18 protein-coding genes and 1 other annotated feature are annotated in these 18,106 nt (G+C 34.1%); all 18 genes read left to right on the forward strand.

The features are described from left to right. Window positions 1-982 precede the first annotated feature (982 nt). Window positions 983-1,522, forward strand: coding sequence for an inorganic diphosphatase (locus CCC31_RS02435; protein WP_117908854.1), 540 nt, complete (start codon window positions 983-985; stop codon window positions 1,520-1,522). A gap of 105 nt (window positions 1,523-1,627) precedes the next feature. Continuing rightward, window positions 1,628-3,409 carry an aminopeptidase P family protein gene (locus CCC31_RS02440; RefSeq protein WP_118565304.1) on the forward strand — a complete coding sequence of 594 codons (1,782 nt, stop codon included), beginning with the start codon at window positions 1,628-1,630 and terminating at the stop codon, window positions 3,407-3,409. 178 nt (window positions 3,410-3,587) lie between these two features. Beyond that, window positions 3,588-3,749, forward strand: a complete 162-nt coding sequence (locus CCC31_RS02445; protein ID WP_290849325.1) for a DUF2798 domain-containing protein — start codon at window positions 3,588-3,590, stop codon at window positions 3,747-3,749. Between the two features lie 324 nt (window positions 3,750-4,073). Further along, the gene (locus CCC31_RS02450; RefSeq protein WP_022089881.1) at window positions 4,074-4,553 is read left to right on the forward strand and encodes a DUF3990 domain-containing protein; all 480 of its coding nucleotides are present in this window, start codon (window positions 4,074-4,076) and stop codon (window positions 4,551-4,553) included. Further along, window positions 4,550-4,792: a hypothetical protein gene (locus CCC31_RS02455; protein WP_022089880.1), complete on the forward strand. Its 243-nt coding sequence runs from the start codon at window positions 4,550-4,552 to the stop codon at window positions 4,790-4,792. Before CCC31_RS02450 ends, CCC31_RS02455 begins: the two co-directional genes overlap by 4 nt. Window positions 4,793-4,794: 2 nt before the next feature. Further along, window positions 4,795-5,004 (forward strand): DUF3791 domain-containing protein, encoded by a 210-nt coding sequence (locus CCC31_RS02460; protein WP_022089879.1) that lies wholly within the window; start codon window positions 4,795-4,797, stop codon window positions 5,002-5,004. Window positions 5,005-5,142: 138 nt separating this feature from the next. Then, the gene (gene spoIIID / locus CCC31_RS02465; RefSeq protein ID WP_022089878.1) at window positions 5,143-5,397 is read left to right on the forward strand and encodes a sporulation transcriptional regulator SpoIIID; all 255 of its coding nucleotides are present in this window, start codon (window positions 5,143-5,145) and stop codon (window positions 5,395-5,397) included. Between the two features lie 409 nt (window positions 5,398-5,806). Beyond that, on the forward strand, window positions 5,807-6,802 hold the full coding sequence (locus tag CCC31_RS02470; protein ID WP_117908860.1) for a rod shape-determining protein: 996 nt from the start codon (window positions 5,807-5,809) through the stop codon (window positions 6,800-6,802). 59 nt (window positions 6,803-6,861) lie between these two features. Further along, window positions 6,862-9,147 (forward strand): ATP-dependent RecD-like DNA helicase, encoded by a 2,286-nt coding sequence (locus tag CCC31_RS02475; RefSeq protein WP_290849330.1) that lies wholly within the window; start codon window positions 6,862-6,864, stop codon window positions 9,145-9,147. 287 nt (window positions 9,148-9,434) lie between these two features. Beyond that, the gene (locus CCC31_RS02480; protein WP_260978446.1) at window positions 9,435-10,139 is read left to right on the forward strand and encodes a ComF family protein; all 705 of its coding nucleotides are present in this window, start codon (window positions 9,435-9,437) and stop codon (window positions 10,137-10,139) included. Window positions 10,140-10,302: 163 nt separating this feature from the next. After that, window positions 10,303-10,452, forward strand: coding sequence for a 50S ribosomal protein L33 (gene rpmG / locus CCC31_RS02485; RefSeq protein ID WP_022089874.1), 150 nt, complete (start codon window positions 10,303-10,305; stop codon window positions 10,450-10,452). A 27-nt stretch (window positions 10,453-10,479) separates the two neighbouring features. Next, a complete protein-coding gene (gene secE, locus CCC31_RS02490; RefSeq protein ID WP_022089873.1) occupies window positions 10,480-10,686 on the forward strand; it encodes a preprotein translocase subunit SecE in 207 nt (68 codons plus the stop codon). A 26-nt stretch (window positions 10,687-10,712) separates the two neighbouring features. Next, window positions 10,713-11,231: a transcription termination/antitermination protein NusG gene (nusG, locus tag CCC31_RS02495; protein ID WP_022089872.1), complete on the forward strand. Its 519-nt coding sequence runs from the start codon at window positions 10,713-10,715 to the stop codon at window positions 11,229-11,231. A gap of 91 nt (window positions 11,232-11,322) precedes the next feature. After that, window positions 11,323-11,748 (forward strand): 50S ribosomal protein L11, encoded by a 426-nt coding sequence (gene rplK, locus CCC31_RS02500; RefSeq protein WP_022089871.1) that lies wholly within the window; start codon window positions 11,323-11,325, stop codon window positions 11,746-11,748. Window positions 11,749-11,865: 117 nt separating this feature from the next. After that, entirely contained in the window at window positions 11,866-12,561 is a 696-nt protein-coding gene (gene rplA / locus CCC31_RS02505; protein WP_022089870.1) for a 50S ribosomal protein L1, read from the forward strand. An 85-nt stretch (window positions 12,562-12,646) separates the two neighbouring features. Then, window positions 12,647-12,777, forward strand: a sequence feature (ribosomal protein L10 leader region). A gap of 55 nt (window positions 12,778-12,832) precedes the next feature. After that, window positions 12,833-13,327: a 50S ribosomal protein L10 gene (rplJ, locus tag CCC31_RS02510; RefSeq protein WP_022089869.1), complete on the forward strand. Its 495-nt coding sequence runs from the start codon at window positions 12,833-12,835 to the stop codon at window positions 13,325-13,327. Window positions 13,328-13,403: 76 nt separating this feature from the next. After that, window positions 13,404-13,769 carry a 50S ribosomal protein L7/L12 gene (gene rplL, locus CCC31_RS02515; RefSeq protein WP_022089868.1) on the forward strand — a complete coding sequence of 122 codons (366 nt, stop codon included), beginning with the start codon at window positions 13,404-13,406 and terminating at the stop codon, window positions 13,767-13,769. Between the two features lie 506 nt (window positions 13,770-14,275). After that, the gene (locus tag CCC31_RS02520) at window positions 14,276-18,103 is read left to right on the forward strand and encodes a DNA-directed RNA polymerase subunit beta (RefSeq protein ID WP_117908864.1); all 3,828 of its coding nucleotides are present in this window, start codon (window positions 14,276-14,278) and stop codon (window positions 18,101-18,103) included. Window positions 18,104-18,106 lie beyond the last annotated feature (3 nt).

Below are 18,106 nucleotides of genomic sequence, written 5' to 3' on the forward strand. Positions count from 1 at the left end.
ATAGTTTAACAATTTAAAAAGCATTGTTAAATTGTTAAATGGAAAGCAATAATGTGCATAAAAGTATAAAGAAACTAAAAAAGTTTTAATAATTGAGAGAACGATAGTACATAAAAAGAAACTAAAAAAGTTTTATTAATTCAAAGAACGATAGTACATAAAAGAAACTAAAAAGTTTTATTAATTCAAAGAACGATAGTACATAAAAGAAACTAAAAAGTTTTATTAATTCAAAGAATTAAAGTATGTATAAAAGAGACTTAAAAAAATACGGATGACTTGCAAAAGACAAATTTGCCGGATATTTTAAGTCTCTTTTTAATGCTCTTAATGATTTTTTATTCTGTATTTTGTTATTAAAAGTGTTTATATAAGTAATATTTGCAATAGTGTTTGAGTGGAGTTTTAACTCCGAAGTTAGTTTAGATTGTTCCGTAAATTTTTCAAATAAAAGTGTACCATATAAGTAAGGACACATCTGCCATGGCACAAAACTAATTCAATGAAAATAATTATATTTTTTACGGAATATATCGAAAAAATAATATATATCCGTAAATTGGTTTACATAATGAAAAAGTAACTTATTTATATTATGGTTTTCCACCCCAATAAAAAATATTAAATTTCCATATTATAGTTTCTTTATATAAATATTAAATTCCTAAAATTTAGTTTCCATAATAAAAAATAATAATCATATATTAATTGCTCTATATAATGAAAAAATAGTGATTATACATAATTTGATTAGCATAACAAAAAAAGAAATTTTTGCCTTGAAATAAACGAAAAGTTAGCTTTCACTATATATAGTGCAAAATAAAATTTAACATTATATAGAATTGTAAAATAAATGATTGTATAATTTTCTTATGATATTTGATTCTGTATAACAATACAGTTAGTAACAACGGAGATGTCATATTTTGAAAAAGATATGTTAAGTAGTACAAAATGTACAGAAGGGTGAGGTGTAAATATGAATATTTGGCATGATATTAATCCGGAAAGAATTCAGCCATCAGATTTTATTGCAACTATTGAAATTAGCAAAGGAAGCAAGAAAAAATATGAATTAGATAAGGAAACAGGTTTGATTATACTAGACCGTATCCTGTATTCATCAGTTCATTATCCTGCTAATTATGGATTTATTCCACGAACGCTTGGAGATGATAAAGATCCGCTTGATGTGTTGGTATTATGTTCAGAAGAAATAGAACCAATGTCACTTGTAAGATGTTATCCGATAGGTGTTATGTATATGACTGATAATGGGGATAATGACGAAAAGATAATTGCAATTCCATATGGCGACCCAACATATAACGGATATGTGGATATACAACAATTACCAGAACATATATTTGCGGAAATAAAGCACTTCTTTAATGTATATAAAGATTTAGAGGGAAAACAGACTGCTGTTAAGGAGTTTGGCGGACCTGTTGAGGCTGCTAAAATAATATATCAATGTTTGGATAATTATAATGAAAAATATGGGAAAAAAGATGAATAGTCTGCTATGAAACAGATTCAACTTGCTTTGAAAATAATTAAATTGATTTGAAAAATAGAGATTCATTTTGTTTTACAAATAACATATTTTAAAGGTGGTAAGATTATGATTAATGAAAGAATTTCAGCCCTTAGAAATTTAATGGAACAAAATAAAATTAATGCTTATGTAATTCCGACAAGTGATGAGCATGGTTCAGAATACTTGAGTGACCATTTTAAAACGAGAGAATATATGTCAGGATTTACAGGCTCAGCAGGAACATTGGTAGTTACAATGTATGAGGCGCTATTATGGACTGATGGAAGATACTTTATTCAGGCAGCAGAACAACTTCAAGATAGTGAAATTAAACTTATGAAAGCCGGAGAAGAAGGGGTGCCTTCTGTAGAAGAATATTTAAAGAAGAACCTTATTGAGGGCAGTGTAATAGGATTTGACGGACAGACAACTAATGCAAGACAGGCAGAAAAATTAGCTGAAATTTCAGAAATGAAAATAAAGAGTGACGTGGATTTGGTTGGAGAAATATGGAGTGACAGACCTGCTATAGAATTTAAACCTATATGGAGATTAATGGATAGATATGCAGGAGTTTCTTATCCTGAAAAAGTAGCTAATATAAGAAAAAGAATGGAAGAGGAAAAAGCGGACACATTACTTTTGACATCGTTAGATGAAATTGCATGGGTTACAAATATCAGAGGTGATGATATTGAGTATAATCCGGTATGCTTTTCGTATATGGTAATTACAAAATATGATAGTCTGTTATTTGCAAATACAAAATCATTTGATGAAAAAACAATATACCGTCTTTCGGAAGAAGGGGTTAAAATTAAAGAATATGATGAAATATATGATTATGTAAAAGTTATTCCTGAATATACAACATTATGGTTAGATAAAACAACAACAAATTATAGTATTTTACGTTCCATAAAACCGGAAGTAAAGATTATAGATAAATTTTCACCTGCATTGCATTTGAAAGCAATCAAAAATAATGTGGAAATTGAAAATATGATTAATGCTCATATAATGGATGGCGTTGCAGTGACCAGATTTATTTATTGGTTAAAACATAATGTAAGCAAAGAAAAAATGACAGAAATATCTATTGCAAATAAATTAGAAGAATTTAGAAAATCATGGAAAACATATTTGGCACCAAGTTTTGAAACTATAGTAGGATATGCAGACCATGGCGCAATAGTTCATTACAGCGCAACTAAAGAAACAGATTATGAAGTTAAAGCAGATAATTTTGTTTTAATTGATTCAGGCGGACATTATGTAGAAGGAACTACAGATATAACAAGAACAATAGCCCTCGGAAATATATCTACAGAGCAGAAGAAGATGTATACAGCTGTTCTTAGAGGAAATTTGAAGCTTGCAAATGCAAAATTCTTATCAGGATGTACAGGAGTATCACTTGATTATGTTGCAAGACAACCACTGTGGGAAATCGGATATGATTATAGACACGGTACAGGTCACGGTGTCGGTTATCTTCTTAATGTTCATGAGCAACCGAATGCATTTAGATATATGTTAAGAGAAAATGTTGAAGAAAATGCAGAATTTAAACCGGGAATGATTACTTCAGATGAACCTGGCGTTTATTTGGAAGGACAATATGGAATAAGGCTCGAAAATCTTTTGCTTTGTGTTGAAAAACAGGTGACTGAATACGGACAGTTTTTGGGATTTGATACACTTACATTAGTTCCATTTGATGTAGACGCTATAGATGTAAATATAATGTCTGACTATGAAATACGCCTTTTAAGACAGTATCATAAACTTGTTTATAAAAAGATTTCTCCATATCTTAATATTGAGGAACAGGAATGGTTATACGAAGTATGTATGGAAATTTAAATATATTTTTGTATAATAATGACTAAATTATGTGCGTGGCAGCATTTTTACTTGATACGTTTATTGCAGGTCCGTTAGCTAAAAAATAGCATTCAAACTTGTAAATCCTAAGGAAGATAAACCAATATTTATTATTTTAGCAATATCAGTGCTTTCTGTTTGGCTTATGTGTCCGATGATGAGCTTTGTTGCTATAGTTTTAATAAAACGCGCTTTCGGAACACAGATTATATCAGTATGGATTCAGACAACTGTAATTAATTTCCCAATAGCATTTTTCTGGCAGTTATTTGTAGCGGGGCCACTTGTAAGAACAATATTTGGAAAAATGTATAAATAGAAAGTTGTAGCAAGAAATAATAACTAATAATGATGACTGTGACAAAAAAGATAGTGAAATAGAAAAACAAAGGCATGTGAATAAGCAGACGTGATTGAACAAATTATCATATAATGAAAGAAAAGGCACAGAAGGGAAAATTCTTACTGTGTCTTTTGTGTTGTATGGCAATACATATAAAGACGGAATTACTTGTAAACATACAAGTAGACAAGTGTTAACAAGGTGGTTTTCATTGAATGCAGAGATTTGTTAGTGTATAATAAATTCTAGGAAACTGCGGAAAATTATAAATGGAAAAAGATAGACGAGGTAAATCGAAGGATGAAATTATATCATGGAAGTAATGTAGTTGTACAGAATCCTAAAATTTTAGAAAAAAAACGAGCATTAGATTTTGGAGCAGGATTTTATCTTACATCAAGTAAAGTGCAGGCTATTAGTTGGGCAAAATCTGTCGCTAGGAGAAGAAGAATAGGAAATGCTATTATTAATGAATATAATTTTGATGAAAAGATAATAAATGACTTGAAAATTCTAAAATTTGACAGTGCGGATGGAGAATGGTTAGATTTTGTAGTAGCTAACAGAAAAGAATTACCTATTGAAAATAAATATGATTTGGTAATAGGTCCGGTTGCAAATGATTCTACATTAGATGTTATTAATGATTATATGTCAGGACGATTTTCAAAGAAAATAGCAGTAGAATTATTATTGCCACAGAATTTGACGGATCAATATGCATTTTTAACAGAAAAGTCGCTGCTGTCATTGATGTTTGAAAGGAGTGGACAGATATGAAATTAAGTGCAGATAGAATTATATTTTTTGACAAATACGTAGGCAAACTTATTGTAGAAAAATACGGATTGGCTGATAAAGAAGCTATACGGTTGTTTATTAGTTCAGAAACATACCAAATGCTTCTAGATACTGAAACAGAATTGTATAAAATGAGTCCTTATGTTTTATTTGATATGTGGGAAAATGAAAAAGTTACTGGAGAACCAAGAAACTCACAATATATAAGAGGTGAATAACATTGAGTAAAGAATCGGATTTTTTTGTATATTTATTAGAGCATTATGCAAACTATAAGAACACAACGGCAGAGAAAATATTAAAGATTTTAGATGAAAAAGAATTGACAGATTATGTATATGATATGTATGAGATATATCATTCGGAATCATTAGATAATGCATTTAATGATATTGATAGTCTGATAGAAAAAGGAAAAACGGCATGGTAATAAGCAGACGTGATTGAACAAATTATCATATAATGAAAGAAAAGTCTCAACGAAGCTTTAATGTATCGGGCAAATATTCAACATAATAAATTCACTTTTTGCATACATTATAAAAAAAGATGATGTAAAAGGCGAGAAGTGAAAGAATATATTGAAGAAAGAACGATTGAAATAGCAAATTATATTATTGAATGCAATGCTACTGTAAGACAGGCAGCAAAGACATTTGGTGTAAGTAAAAGCACGGTACATAAAGACTGTACAGAACGGTTAGGCAGGTTAAATCCAGGATTGGCAAAGCAGGTTAGGAAAGTTCTTGATGTAAATAAGTCGGAACGTCATATTAGAGGTGGACTTGCAACAAAAGAAAAATACGCACATAATCATGCATGAAGAAATAAAAGCCATTTAGTTATGGCTTTTATTTGATTATGACAATAAAAAACCACATCTTACGATGTGGTGTTAATTTCGGGGGACCTGGCGGGAATTTCACCCACCAGGTTGAGTATGAAAAACTTAAAAATACGTCATTATAGGGTATGACGTATACAAACTATGCTGCACTACCTAAGTAGTACTCTATTATGTTACGGTACATATATGAACGAAATATGAACGCGATGTAAATAAATTTTTAAATGCAAAAAAAATAAAACATACTTTAATTTTTGTATAAAATTGTATATAATATTTGTGCGGGAAATCGTGATTAATACGGGATTGAAAGATGTATAACGCGTTTATTTTTTACAACAACTTTTAATCTGTCATAAATATCCAATTTTAAAAGGAGAAAGATATGTTTGATACAGACATTGGAATAGATTTAGGTACAGCAAGTATCTTAGTATATATAAAAGGAAAAGGTGTGGTTTTAAAAGAACCATCAGTTGTTGCTATAGATAGAGATACGGATACTATAAGAGCAATTGGAGAAGAAGCAAGATTAATGATAGGAAGAACACCTGGAAATATTGTTGCGGTAAGACCTCTTAGACAGGGAGTGATTTCTAATTATTCAGTTACTGAACAGATGATAAAGTATTTTATTCAGAAAGCTGTAGGAAAACGTTCTTATAAGAAACCAAGAATTAGCATTTGCGTTCCTAGTGGAGCAACAGAAGTTGAAACTAAAGCTGTAGAGGATGCATCATTCCAGGCAGGGGCAAGAGAAGTATTTATAGTGGAAGAACCGTTAGCAGCTGCTATTGGTGCAGGAATAGATATTTCAAAACCATGTGGAAATATGGTGGTTGACATAGGTGGTGGAACAACAGATATAGCAGTTATTTCTTTAGGTGCTACTGTTGAAAGTACTTCTGTAAAGGTTGCGGGAGATGATTTTGATGATGCGATAGTCAGATATATGAGAAAAAAACACAATCTTTTAGTAGGAGAAAGAACTGCTGAAGAAATTAAAATCGGAATAGGTACATGTTTTAAGAAAACAGAAGTTAAGAAGATGGAAGTAAGAGGTAGAAACCTTGTTACAGGTCTTCCTAAGATTATAGAAGTTACATCAGAAGAAGTTGAAGAAGCTTTAAGAGAAGCGACAACACAGATTGTTGAAGCTATTCATGGAGTGCTTGAAAATACACCTCCTGAACTCTCAGCAGATATTGCGGTAAGAGGAATTGTTCTTACAGGTGGTGGTTGTCTGTTAGACGGATTAGAAGAATTGATTGAATCTAAGACGGGAATCAATACAATGACAGCTGAAGATCCGATGACTGCGGTCGCTATTGGTACAGGAAGATACTTAGAAGTTATGGATGAAATGAACCAGGAAAAATAATAGATAATAAGGCTGTCTGGAAAAGGCAGCCTTTTAAATTAAAAGGAAAAGATATGTCGATGAAAACTATTACCGGATATGTAGAAATAATTACATTTAGAAATGAAGAAAATGGCTATACTGTTTTAACTATGTCTGTGGGAAAAAAAGATGTAAAAGTAACCGGAGTATTTGGATATATTGGTGAAGGGGAATATATCGAAGTAAAAGGCGAGGAAGTATTTCATCCTGTTTTTGGTGAACAGATAAAAATGAAATCGTATAAAACAATTCCGGCAAATGACGAATATTCAATTAGAAAATATTTAGGGTCAGGAGCAATTAAGGGGTTAGGTCTTGCTCTTGCGGACAGAATCGTAGACAAGTTTAAAGAAGATACATTTAGAATAGTTGATGAAGAGCCTGAAAGATTAGAAGAAGTCAGAGGAATAAGTTATAAGAAAGCCATGGATATTGCAAGCCAGATTCAGGCAAAAAAAGATATAAGAGACGCAATGATATTTTTACAAAAATACGGTATTTCGTCGGCGATGAGTCTTAAAATTTATAATTATTATGGCGAAGAAATTTATCAGATTATAAAGAAAAATCCATACCGCATTGCTGATGAAATACGAGGAATAGGATTTACAACAGCTGATGAAATAGCTAAGAGGGCAGGAGTGGAAGTTAATGCTTCTATTCGAGTTAAAAGTGGAATGGTATATGCACTTTCTAAAGCATCAGAGTCAGGGCATACATATTTGCCAAAAGAAAATCTAATTCAGGCAACCATTAGTTTGCTTGGATTAAGAGATCAATATCAGAATGCTGATGGTACATATAATATGGATTTGTTAGATAACTATTTTATTGACCTTGTAATGGAAAAGAAACTTATTGTTAAAGAAATCAATGAAGTACAGGCTGTATTTTTGTCTACATATTATTACACGGAAATGAATGTGGCAGGAATGCTTCTTGATTTGGATTTATCAATGCCGGCGGATGAATTTGTGGAAAGTGTAAAATTAGATACCATCCAGAGAAAAAATAATATTGTACTTGATGATTTGCAAAAAGAAGCGGTTATGGCTACGCAAAGCAATGGAGTGGTAATTTTAACAGGTGGACCGGGAACGGGAAAAACAACTACAATTAATGCGATTATACAAATGTTTGAAAGTGATAATTTGGAAATCCGCCTTGCGGCGCCTACAGGAAGAGCAGCAAAACGAATGACTGAAACTACAGGTTGCCAGGCGCAGACAATACACAGGCTGCTTGAAATAAACGGAAGTACCGGAACAGATGATTCATTGGATATGGACGCTAAGTTTGAAAGAAATGAAACAAATCCAATAGAAGCAGATGTAATTATAATAGATGAAATGTCGATGGTTGATATTTTCCTTATGCATTCTTTGCTTAAGGCTGTAGCTCATGGAACAAGACTTGTTCTTGTAGGGGATATTAACCAGCTTGCAAGTGTCGGACCGGGAAATGTATTAAAAGATATCATTGATTCCGGAAAATTTAAAGTGGTAACGCTTAATAAGATTTTTAGACAGGCGGGTGAAAGCGGAATAGTAACAAATGCCCATAAAATAAATGAAGGAAAAGCAGTTGAACTAGACAATAGCACGAAAGATTTCCTTTATATAAGAAGAAATACACCTCAGGAGGCTTTGAACGCAACAATAGGTCTTATAATGACAAAACTTCCTGACTATGTAAAATCAACACCACAGGAAATACAGGTTCTTACACCTATGAAGAGTGGAATTCTTGGTGTTGAGAATATGAATGTTGAATTGCAAAAATATATTAATAAGCCGGACAAATATAAAAAAGAACATGAATTTGGCAAATATATATTTAGAGAAGGCGACAAGGTAATGCAGATAAAAAACAATTATCAAATTGAATGGGAAGTTAGATTGCCTAATGGAGCCTGTATCGATTCAGGAAAAGGTGTATTTAATGGAGATTTGGGAATTATAAAAAATATGAATAACGATTCACAGATTTTAGAAGTTGAATTTGATGAAAATAAAATGGTGACATATACATTTAGGGAAGCGGAAGAATTAGAACTTGCATATGCAATAACTATTCATAAATCTCAGGGTAGTGAATATCCGGCAGTTATCATGCCTCTTGTTACAGGGTATCAGCAACTTATGACGAGAAATCTATTGTACACCGGAATAACAAGAGCGAAAAGTTGTGTATGTATTGTTGGAAGAGAAGATACATTTCAAGGTATGATTAAAAATGAAGACCAGCATAAAAGGTATTCAGGATTACAATGGCAGTTGCAGACATTTGAAACATATAAAGAACCTGTAGAGAATGACAAATAGAACGGCATAAGTGCTGTGTCGATTTTTGGTGATTATACATTCGGCAATTGTAGAAAATGACAAATAGAACAGTATGAGTTAATGGAATAATGTTGTAAATATGCAAATAATAAACAAAATAGAAATATTAAGAAAGGAAAATAAATATAAATTTTAATTAATATTATAATGCTTTGCTAGAGTTTATTTTATAAAACCTGGTTTATTATTGGAAATTTATTGAGTTAAATACATAAATACATAATATAAGATTATTTGAATTAATTAAAAAAAGATTTACGTAGGAAATGAAGGAGAAGATTTTAAATGTATTTTTCCCTAGAACCTGTCCGGTATGTGGGGAAGTGGTCAAAGGACAGGACAAATTTGTATGTGACAAATGCAAGGGTAAAGTGTTTTACATGAAAGAGCCTAAATGTGCAAAATGTGGAAAAAGTCTTAAAGAAGACGGCACATTGTGCAAAGACTGCAGAGAGCATAAGCATGCATATGAAAAAGGCGTGTGTCTTTTTCAATATGCAGGTGGAATAAAAGAATCCATGTATAGATTTAAATATAAAAATGCCAGAGAATATGGAGCGTATTATGGATGGGAGACTGCAAAGCGTTATGGAAAATTATTTGAACAATGGGGAATTGACTGCATAATGGCAGTGCCGGTTTCTAAAAAGAAGGAAATAAAGAGAGGATATAATCAGGCGTATGTATATGCCAAAGAAATTTCCCGATATACGAAAATACCTATTGATAAAAAATGCCTTGTGCGAGTTGAGGATACAAAGCCGCAAAAGGAATTTGTAGGAATTGCAAGAAAGAAGAACGTTGAAAATGCATTTGCTATATATGAGGAAAAGGCAAAAGAATATAATAAGGTATTATTGGTGGATGATATTTATACGACAGGTAGTACTATAGATGCGTGTACACGGGTCCTTAAGGCGGCAGGCGTTAAAGAAGTATATTTTGTATGCATAAGTGCCGGAGTGTTGTAACCTTAAAAAACAGCCACCTTAAAAATAGCCTTAAAAAATATCTTGACGCTATATACAGATTATGTTATATTAATCAAGCGAGGACTAGGTCTTTTTTTTTTGCAGAAAAAATGACTTAAAACAAGATACAAAAAATGATTATAAATAAAGTGGAGGTTAAGCCATGAGAACAAGAATTACATTAGAATGTACAGAATGCAAACAGCGTAATTACAATACTACAAAGGATAAGAAGAGTCATCCGGACAGAGTAGAAACAAAGAAGTACTGCAAGTTCTGTCAGAGACACACAATGCATAAAGAAACAAAATAGTCAGTTTTATATAATGGAGGGATTAAGATGGGAGAAGCATCTAACAAGTCAAAGGGCTCTGTAAAAAAATGGTTTGCAGGCTTGAAGGCTGAATTCAAAAGAATAATCTGGCCAACAAAAGCATCCGTTATAAGACAGACTGTTGTTGTAACAGTGATCACAGTTATTTTAGGTGTTCTTATTAGCTTAATTGATCAGCTCATTCAGTTTGGGTTGGATCATATTATAGGATAAGAATAAAATAATGAAGAGGTGATTATATGTCAGAAGCAAATTGGTACGTAGTTCATACTTATTCAGGTTATGAAAACAAAGTAAAGACTAATATTGAACAGACAATTGAGAATAGAAAATTGCAGGATCAGATATTAGAAGTATCAGTTCCGATTCAGGAAGCAGTTGAAATTAAGAATGGTGTAAAAAAAGTTACACAGAAGAAGATGTTTCCGGGATATGTACTCATTAATATGGTTATGAATGATGATACATGGTACGTTGTTCGTAATACGAGAGGAGTTACAGGATTTGTAGGACCGGGATCAAAACCTGTTCCACTTACTGATGCAGAAATGCTCTCACTTGGAATTAACAAGGGTCCGGTTACTCTTGAATTCTCAGAGGGAGATACAGTTGCAGTAATCAAGGGCGTATGGGAAGGCACAGCAGGTGTCATTAAGCGCATTGATGAAAACAGACAGACAGTCACAATTAATGTGGACATGTTTGGTAGAGAAACTCCGGTAGAATTAGATTTTACTGAAGTTAAAAAGATGGATTAGAACCATTTGGTTTTAATAGATTGCTTTACATATTTGTAGAGCAGTGGGAGGGATTCCCGATAATACCACAAATTTTAGGAGGTGCCGAAAGATGGCAAAGAAAGTAGAAGGATACATTAAATTGCAAATCGAAGCTGGCAAAGCAACACCAGCACCACCAGTTGGACCAGCACTTGGTCAGCATGGTGTAAACATCGTTCAATTCACAAAGGAATTCAACGCAAGAACTGCAGATCAGCCGGGAATGATTATTCCAGTTGTAATCACAGTATACCAGGATAAGAGTTTTAGTTTTGTAACAAAGACTCCACCTGCAGCAGTTTTATTAAAGAAAGCATGTAACATCCAGAGCGGAGCTGGTAACTCACTTAAAGAAACAGTTGCTACTATTTCTAAAGCAGATATCCAGAAAATCGCTGAAACAAAGATGCCGGATTTAAATGCAGCTAGCATTGAAGCAGCAATGAGCATGATTGCCGGAACAGCTAGAAGTATGGGAATCAAAGTTGAAGACTAATTTTCGTAGATAAATAATATCGCGAACAACAAAAAGTTATTAAACGACTTATGTTGTAATTTAAAATGAATTGAGAAATGTGGGAGGTTTATCCGTTATTACCACAAGGAGGTTTAAATGAAAAGAGGAAAGAAGTATTTAGACGCAGCTAAGTCAATTGACAGAGCAGCTCAATATGACACAGAAGAAGCAATTGCATTAGTTAAGAAATCAGCTACTGCAAAATTTGATGAAACAATAGAATGTCACATCAGAACAGGATGTGATGGACGTCACGCTGACCAGCAGGTTCGTGGTGCTGTTGTATTACCACACGGAACAGGTAAGACTGTTAAGGTTTTAGTTTTCGCTAAGGGAGACAAGGTAGACGAAGCATTAGCAGCTGGTGCAGATTTCGTAGGCGGAGATGAATTAATTCCAAAGATTCAGAATGAAGGATGGTTCGACTTTGACGTAGTTGTTGCTACTCCTGACATGATGGGTGTTGTTGGTCGTTTAGGACGTGTACTCGGACCTAAGGGATTAATGCCAAACCCTAAGGCTGGAACAGTAACTATGGACGTAACAAAGGCTGTTAACGACATCAAGGCTGGTAAAATTGAATACAGACTTGACAAGACAAACATCATCCACGTTCCAGTTGGAAAAGCTTCATTTACAGAAGAACAGTTAACAGATAACTTCAACGCATTAGTTGATGCTTTAAACAAAGCTAAACCAAGCGCATTAAAGGGACAGTACTTCAAGAGCGTAACTCTTACATCTACAATGGGTCCTGGAGTTAAGTTAAACGTTGCTAAGTTAAGCAATTAATTAACAAATATAGATTAATACAATCTGATTGTTATTAATTAATAAAATTATTGACAATTCAATAATTGTGTGCTAGTATGCACAAAGTGGTTAATACCAATTGCCGAAGACAGTAGGTGACATTAGTCGTAAATCATAAGATGCCTACCGAGGGATAAGAATTTTTAATGACTTATACACCTCTCTGTCTAGGCAGAGAGGTTTTTATATTGAAAATCTATTCGGCTTAATGTTTGGTTGAACCTAATTTTAATAAGGAGGCAAAACATTCATGGCAAAAGTAGAAGTAAAGAAACCTATAGTAGACGAAATTGCTGAATTACTTAACGGTGCTGCAACAGCAGTTGTAGTTGATTACCGTGGTCTTACTGTTGAACAGGACACAAAGCTTCGTAAACAGTTAAGAGAAGCTGGTGTTGTATACAAAGTATACAAGAACACAATGATTAATTTCGCTATTAAGGGAACAGAATTCGAAGGTCTTGCTGAATACTTAGAAGGACCAACAGCTATCGCTATTTGTAAAGAAGATGCTACAGCAGCAGCTAGAGAATTAGCTAAATTCGCTAAAGACGCTGAAGCTCTTGAAATCAAAGCAGGTGTAGTTGAAGGTGTATGCTACGATGCAGCAGGAATTGCTCAGATTGCAAACATCCCATCAAGAGAAGTACTTATTTCAAAGTTACTTGGATCTATGCAGTCACCAATTACAAACTTCGCTCGTGTTATTAAGCAGATTGCTGAAAAGAACGAAGAAGTTGCATAAATCTGAATTATCAGGTTTTTATTGACTGAACGAAAGTTCAAAGAATTAATTAATTTATTATATGGAGGATTAAACAATGACAACAGCAGAAATCATTGAAGTAATTAAAGGTTTATCAGTTTTAGAATTAAACGATTTAGTAAAAGCATGTGAAGAAGAATTTGGCGTATCTGCAGCAGCAGGTGTTGTAGTTGCAGCAGCAGGAGATGCTGGAGCAGCAGCTGAAGAAAAGACAGAATTCGATGTTGAATTAACAGAAGTTGGAGCTAACAAGGTTAAAGTTATCAAGGCTGTTAAGGATGCAACAGGATTAGGACTTAAGGAAGCTAAAGAAGTAGTTGATGGAGCACCTAAGGTAGTTAAAGAAGGAGTTTCTAAGGAAGAAGCTGAAGCTCTTAAGGCAGCTCTTGAAGAAGTTGGAGCAGTTGCTACAATTAAATAATTATCGCGAAGCTTTGAGCAAAGCGACGTAACATAAAAAGAGATAGGTTCTATTATGCTTGCATAAATAAGAACCTATCTCTTTTTATGTTACGCGGCATTCTGCGAATGCCGCGTGCTAATTGATTTGCGAAGAAAATCAATTAGAGGAACGAGCTTTTAGAAAAACAGCGAATGCCGTGTGCTAATTGATTTACGAAGGAAATCAATTAGAGGAACGAGCTTTTAGAAAAACAGCGAATGCCGTGTGCTAATTGATTTACGAAGGAAATCAATTAGAGGAACGTATTACAAAAAAGGCTCTTTGTCTAGCATTGGGGTAATCTCTTATATATATCGTGTGTAATTCTGCAATAAAATTTAAAAAATGGTAAAAACATCAAAAAAGTCGTTGACATATAGATAAGTTTATGCTAAAGTGTAGAGTGCTTTATTGTGAAAATAGGGGTAATTTGCGCCCTATTGAATAAACAAAAAGACAAATTTTAGACAAGGGGTGAAATGTCGATGGAGAAAAAGAGAATCCGTCCTGTGAAATCAGGTAGAAGCCTTCGTATGAGTTATTCTAGACAAAAAGAAGTTTTGGATATGCCAAATCTTATTGAGGTACAGAGAAATTCTTATGAATGGTTCCTTAGTGATGGACTAAAAGAAGCGTTAGATGATATCTCTCCTATTGAAGACTACAGCCAGAACTTAAGCCTTGAGTTCGTTGACTTCAAGTTATGTGTTGAAGATAAGAAGTATACGATTGAGGAATGTAAAGAAAGAGATGCAACATATGCAGCTCCTTTAAAAGTAAAGGTTAGACTTCATAACAAGGAAACAGGTGAATTTACTGAACATGATATATTTATGGGTGATTTGCCTTTAATGACAGAAACCGGTACATTCGTAATTAACGGTGCAGAACGTGTAATTGTCAGTCAGTTAGTACGTTCTCCTGGAATTTATTATGGTGTAAGTCATGATAAAGTTGGTAAAGAAATCTTTACATCAACTGTAATTCCTAACAGAGGTGCATGGTTAGAATACGAAACAGATTCAAATGATATATTTAGCGTTCGTGTGGACAGAACAAGAAAAGTGCCTGTAACAGTTCTTATTAGAGCTTTAGGAATAGGTACAAATGCAGAAATTATTGACTTGTTTGGCGAAGAACCTAAACTTCTCGCAAGTTTTGAAAAAGATCCATCAGAAGGATATCAGGATGGTCTTTTAGAACTCTATAAGAAGATTCGCCCAGGTGAACCTTTAAGTGTAGATAGCGCAGAATCATTAATTACAGGTATGTTCTTTGATTCAAGAAGATATGATTTGGCTAAAGTTGGACGTTATAAATTCAACAAGAAGCTTGCATTAAAGAACAGAATCAAAGGTCATGTACTCGCTGAAGATGTAGTAGATGCTACAACAGGTGAAGTACTTGCAAGCGCAGGTGACCGAGTAACAGAAGAAATGGCAATTAAGATTCAGAACGCAGCAGTACCAGCAGTTTGGATTCAGACTGAAATTAGAAATGAAAAAGTTCTTTCTAATATGATGGTAGATATTAATAGCTACGTTGATTTTGATTGCACTGATTTAGGCGTTAATGAAGCAGTATTTTATCCGGTTCTTGAAGAAATACTTCAGGAAAATGATACAGAAGAAGATCTTAAGGATGCAATTTCAAGAAGAATACATGAATTGATTCCTAAGCATATTACAAAGGAAGATATTTTAGCATCTATCAATTACTGTATGAATATCGAATGCGGTATTGGTACAGCTGATGATATTGATCATTTAGGAAACAGACGTATCAGAGCCGTAGGCGAATTGCTTCAGAACCAGTACAGAATAGGTCTTTCAAGAATGGAAAGAGTTGTTCGTGAAAGAATGACAACACAGGATCTTGAAGGAATTTCACCTCAGACTTTAATTAATATAAAACCAGTAACAGCAGCTGTGAAGGAATTCTTCGGAAGTTCTCAGTTATCACAGTTTATGGATCAGAATAACCCACTGGGTGAGTTGACACATAAGAGACGTCTTTCAGCGTTAGGACCTGGTGGTCTTTCAAGAGACCGTGCCGGATTCGAAGTTCGAGACGTACATTATACTCATTATGGTAGAATGTGTCCTATTGAAACTCCTGAAGGTCCTAACATCGGTTTGATTAACTCATTTGCAACTTATGCAAGAATTAATGAATATGGATTTGTAGAAGCTCCTTACAGAAGAGTTGATAAGTCAGATCCATCAAATCCAAGAGTAACAGATGAAGTTGTATATCTTACAGCTGATGAAGAAGATAATTATACAGTAGCACAGGCTAATGAACCACTTGATGAAAATGGATACTTTATCCATAACAACGTATCAGGTCGTTACAGAGAAGAAACATCTCAGTTCCCTAAGAAGAGAATTGATCTTATGGACGTTTCTCCTAGAATGGTATTCTCTGTTGCTACATCAATGATTCCGTTCTTGCAGAACGATGATGCTAACCGTGCGTTGATGGGATCTAACATGCAGCGTCAGGCTGTTCCACTTATGACAACAGAAGCTCCTGTAATCGGTACAGGTATGGAAGCAAAAGCAGCTGTTGACTCAGGTGTATGTGTTGTCGCTAAACGTGCCGGTGTAGTTGAAAGAGCTACTTCAAAGGAAATTACTATTAAGTATGATGATAATGGAGAAAAGGAAACATATCATCTTTTGAAATTCCAGAGAAGTAACCAGGGTAACTGCTATAACCACAGAACAATCGTATTTAAGGGTGATCATGTGGAAGCAGGAGAAGTTATTGCCGATGGTGCATCAACATCTAATGGTGAAATCGCACTTGGAAAGAACCCATTAATTGGTTTCATGACATGGGAAGGTTATAACTACGAAGATGCTGTTTTACTTAGCGAAAGATTAGTACAGGATGATGTTTATACATCAATTCATATAGAAGAATACGAAACAGATGCAAGAGATACAAAACTTGGACCTGAAGAAATCACAAATGATGTTCCGGGTGTAGGTGATGAAGCACGTAAAGACTTGGATGAAAGAGGTATCATCAGAATTGGTGCTGAAGTTCGTGCCGGAGATATTCTTGTTGGAAAGGTTACACCAAAGGGTGAAACAGAACTTACACCTGAAGAAAGACTTTTAAGAGCTATCTTTGGTGAAAAGGCAAGAGAAGTAAGAGACACATCACTTAAAGTGCCACATGGTACTTCAGGTATCGTTGTAGATGCTAAAGTATTTAAGAGAGAAAATGGAGATGAATTAGCTCCTGGTGTAAACGAATCAGTTCGTATTTACATCGCACAGAAGAGAAAGATTTCAGTTGGTGATAAGATGGCCGGACGTCATGGTAATAAGGGTGTAGTTTCACGAGTATTACCAGTTGAAGATATGCCATTCCTTCCAAACGGAAGACCACTTGATATCGTACTTAACCCATTGGGTGTACCTTCTCGTATGAATATTGGACAGGTGCTTGAAATCCACTTTAGTTTAGCTGCTAAGGTATTAGGATTTAACATTGCTACTCCGGTATTTGATGGCGCGGATGAAAATGATATTATGGATACTCTCGAATTAGCTAATGATTATGCTAATATGGAATGGGGAGATTTCAAAGAAAAATATAATGATACATTACGTGAAGATGTAATGTCTTACCTTGAGGAACATCTTGACCACAGAGAAGAGTGGAAGGGTGTACCAATTTCAAGAAATGGTAAGGTAAGATTAAGAGATGGTAGAACAGGTGAATATTTTGATAGCCCGGTTACAATCGGATTCATGCATTACCTTAAACTCCATCACTTGGTTGATGATAAGATTCATGCACGTTCAACAGGTCCTTACTCACTTGTTACTCAGCAGCCACTTGGTGGTAAAGCTCAGTTCGGTGGACAGAGATTTGGTGAAATGGAAGTTTGGGCGCTTGAAGCTTATGGCGCATCATATACTCTTCAGGAAATCTTAACAGTTAAGTCTGATGATGTTGTTGGACGTGTTAAGACATATGAAGCAATTATTAAAGGTGAGAATATTCCACAGCCTGGAATTCCAGAGTCATTTAAGGTTCTTTTGAAGGAACTTCAGTCACTTGCCTTAGATGTTAAGGTATTAGATGAAAATGACGAAGAAGTAGAATTAAAGGAAAGCATTGATTATGGTGAAACAAACATAAATGCAATTATTAACAACGATAGAAACTTTAATTCAAATAAAGAAAATGCCAATGATTTTGAAAAAGCTGGTTATACAACACAGGAATTCGTTAACGAAGAACTTCAGGCAGTTGGCGCATCAGAAGATGTTTCTAGTGACGACAACGAGTAGTAG

The sequence above is a fragment of the Eubacterium sp. LMAG:50 genome, assembly GCF_008680265.1.
GTDB classification, from domain to species: Bacteria; Bacillota; Clostridia; order Lachnospirales; family Lachnospiraceae; genus Eubacterium_U; species Eubacterium_U album.

Coding starts and splice junctions, on each gene's coding strand:
- CCC31_RS02435 (WP_117908854.1), top strand. CDS start 983: ATGAATATTTGGCATGATATTAATCCGGAAAGAATTCAGCCATCAGAT.
- CCC31_RS02440 (WP_118565304.1), top strand. CDS start 1,628: ATGATTAATGAAAGAATTTCAGCCCTTAGAAATTTAATGGAACAAAAT.
- CCC31_RS02445 (WP_290849325.1), top strand. CDS start 3,588: ATGAGCTTTGTTGCTATAGTTTTAATAAAACGCGCTTTCGGAACACAG.
- CCC31_RS02450 (WP_022089881.1), top strand. CDS start 4,074: ATGAAATTATATCATGGAAGTAATGTAGTTGTACAGAATCCTAAAATT.
- CCC31_RS02455 (WP_022089880.1), top strand. CDS start 4,550: ATGAAATTAAGTGCAGATAGAATTATATTTTTTGACAAATACGTAGGC.
- CCC31_RS02470 (WP_117908860.1), top strand. CDS start 5,807: ATGTTTGATACAGACATTGGAATAGATTTAGGTACAGCAAGTATCTTA.
- CCC31_RS02475 (WP_290849330.1), top strand. CDS start 6,862: ATGAAAACTATTACCGGATATGTAGAAATAATTACATTTAGAAATGAA.
- CCC31_RS02480 (WP_260978446.1), top strand. CDS start 9,435: ATGAAGGAGAAGATTTTAAATGTATTTTTCCCTAGAACCTGTCCGGTA.
- rpmG (WP_022089874.1), top strand. CDS start 10,303: ATGAGAACAAGAATTACATTAGAATGTACAGAATGCAAACAGCGTAAT.
- secE (WP_022089873.1), top strand. CDS start 10,480: ATGGGAGAAGCATCTAACAAGTCAAAGGGCTCTGTAAAAAAATGGTTT.
- nusG (WP_022089872.1), top strand. CDS start 10,713: ATGTCAGAAGCAAATTGGTACGTAGTTCATACTTATTCAGGTTATGAA.
- rplK (WP_022089871.1), top strand. CDS start 11,323: ATGGCAAAGAAAGTAGAAGGATACATTAAATTGCAAATCGAAGCTGGC.
- rplA (WP_022089870.1), top strand. CDS start 11,866: ATGAAAAGAGGAAAGAAGTATTTAGACGCAGCTAAGTCAATTGACAGA.
- rplJ (WP_022089869.1), top strand. CDS start 12,833: ATGGCAAAAGTAGAAGTAAAGAAACCTATAGTAGACGAAATTGCTGAA.
- rplL (WP_022089868.1), top strand. CDS start 13,404: ATGACAACAGCAGAAATCATTGAAGTAATTAAAGGTTTATCAGTTTTA.
- CCC31_RS02520 (WP_117908864.1), top strand. CDS start 14,276: ATGGAGAAAAAGAGAATCCGTCCTGTGAAATCAGGTAGAAGCCTTCGT.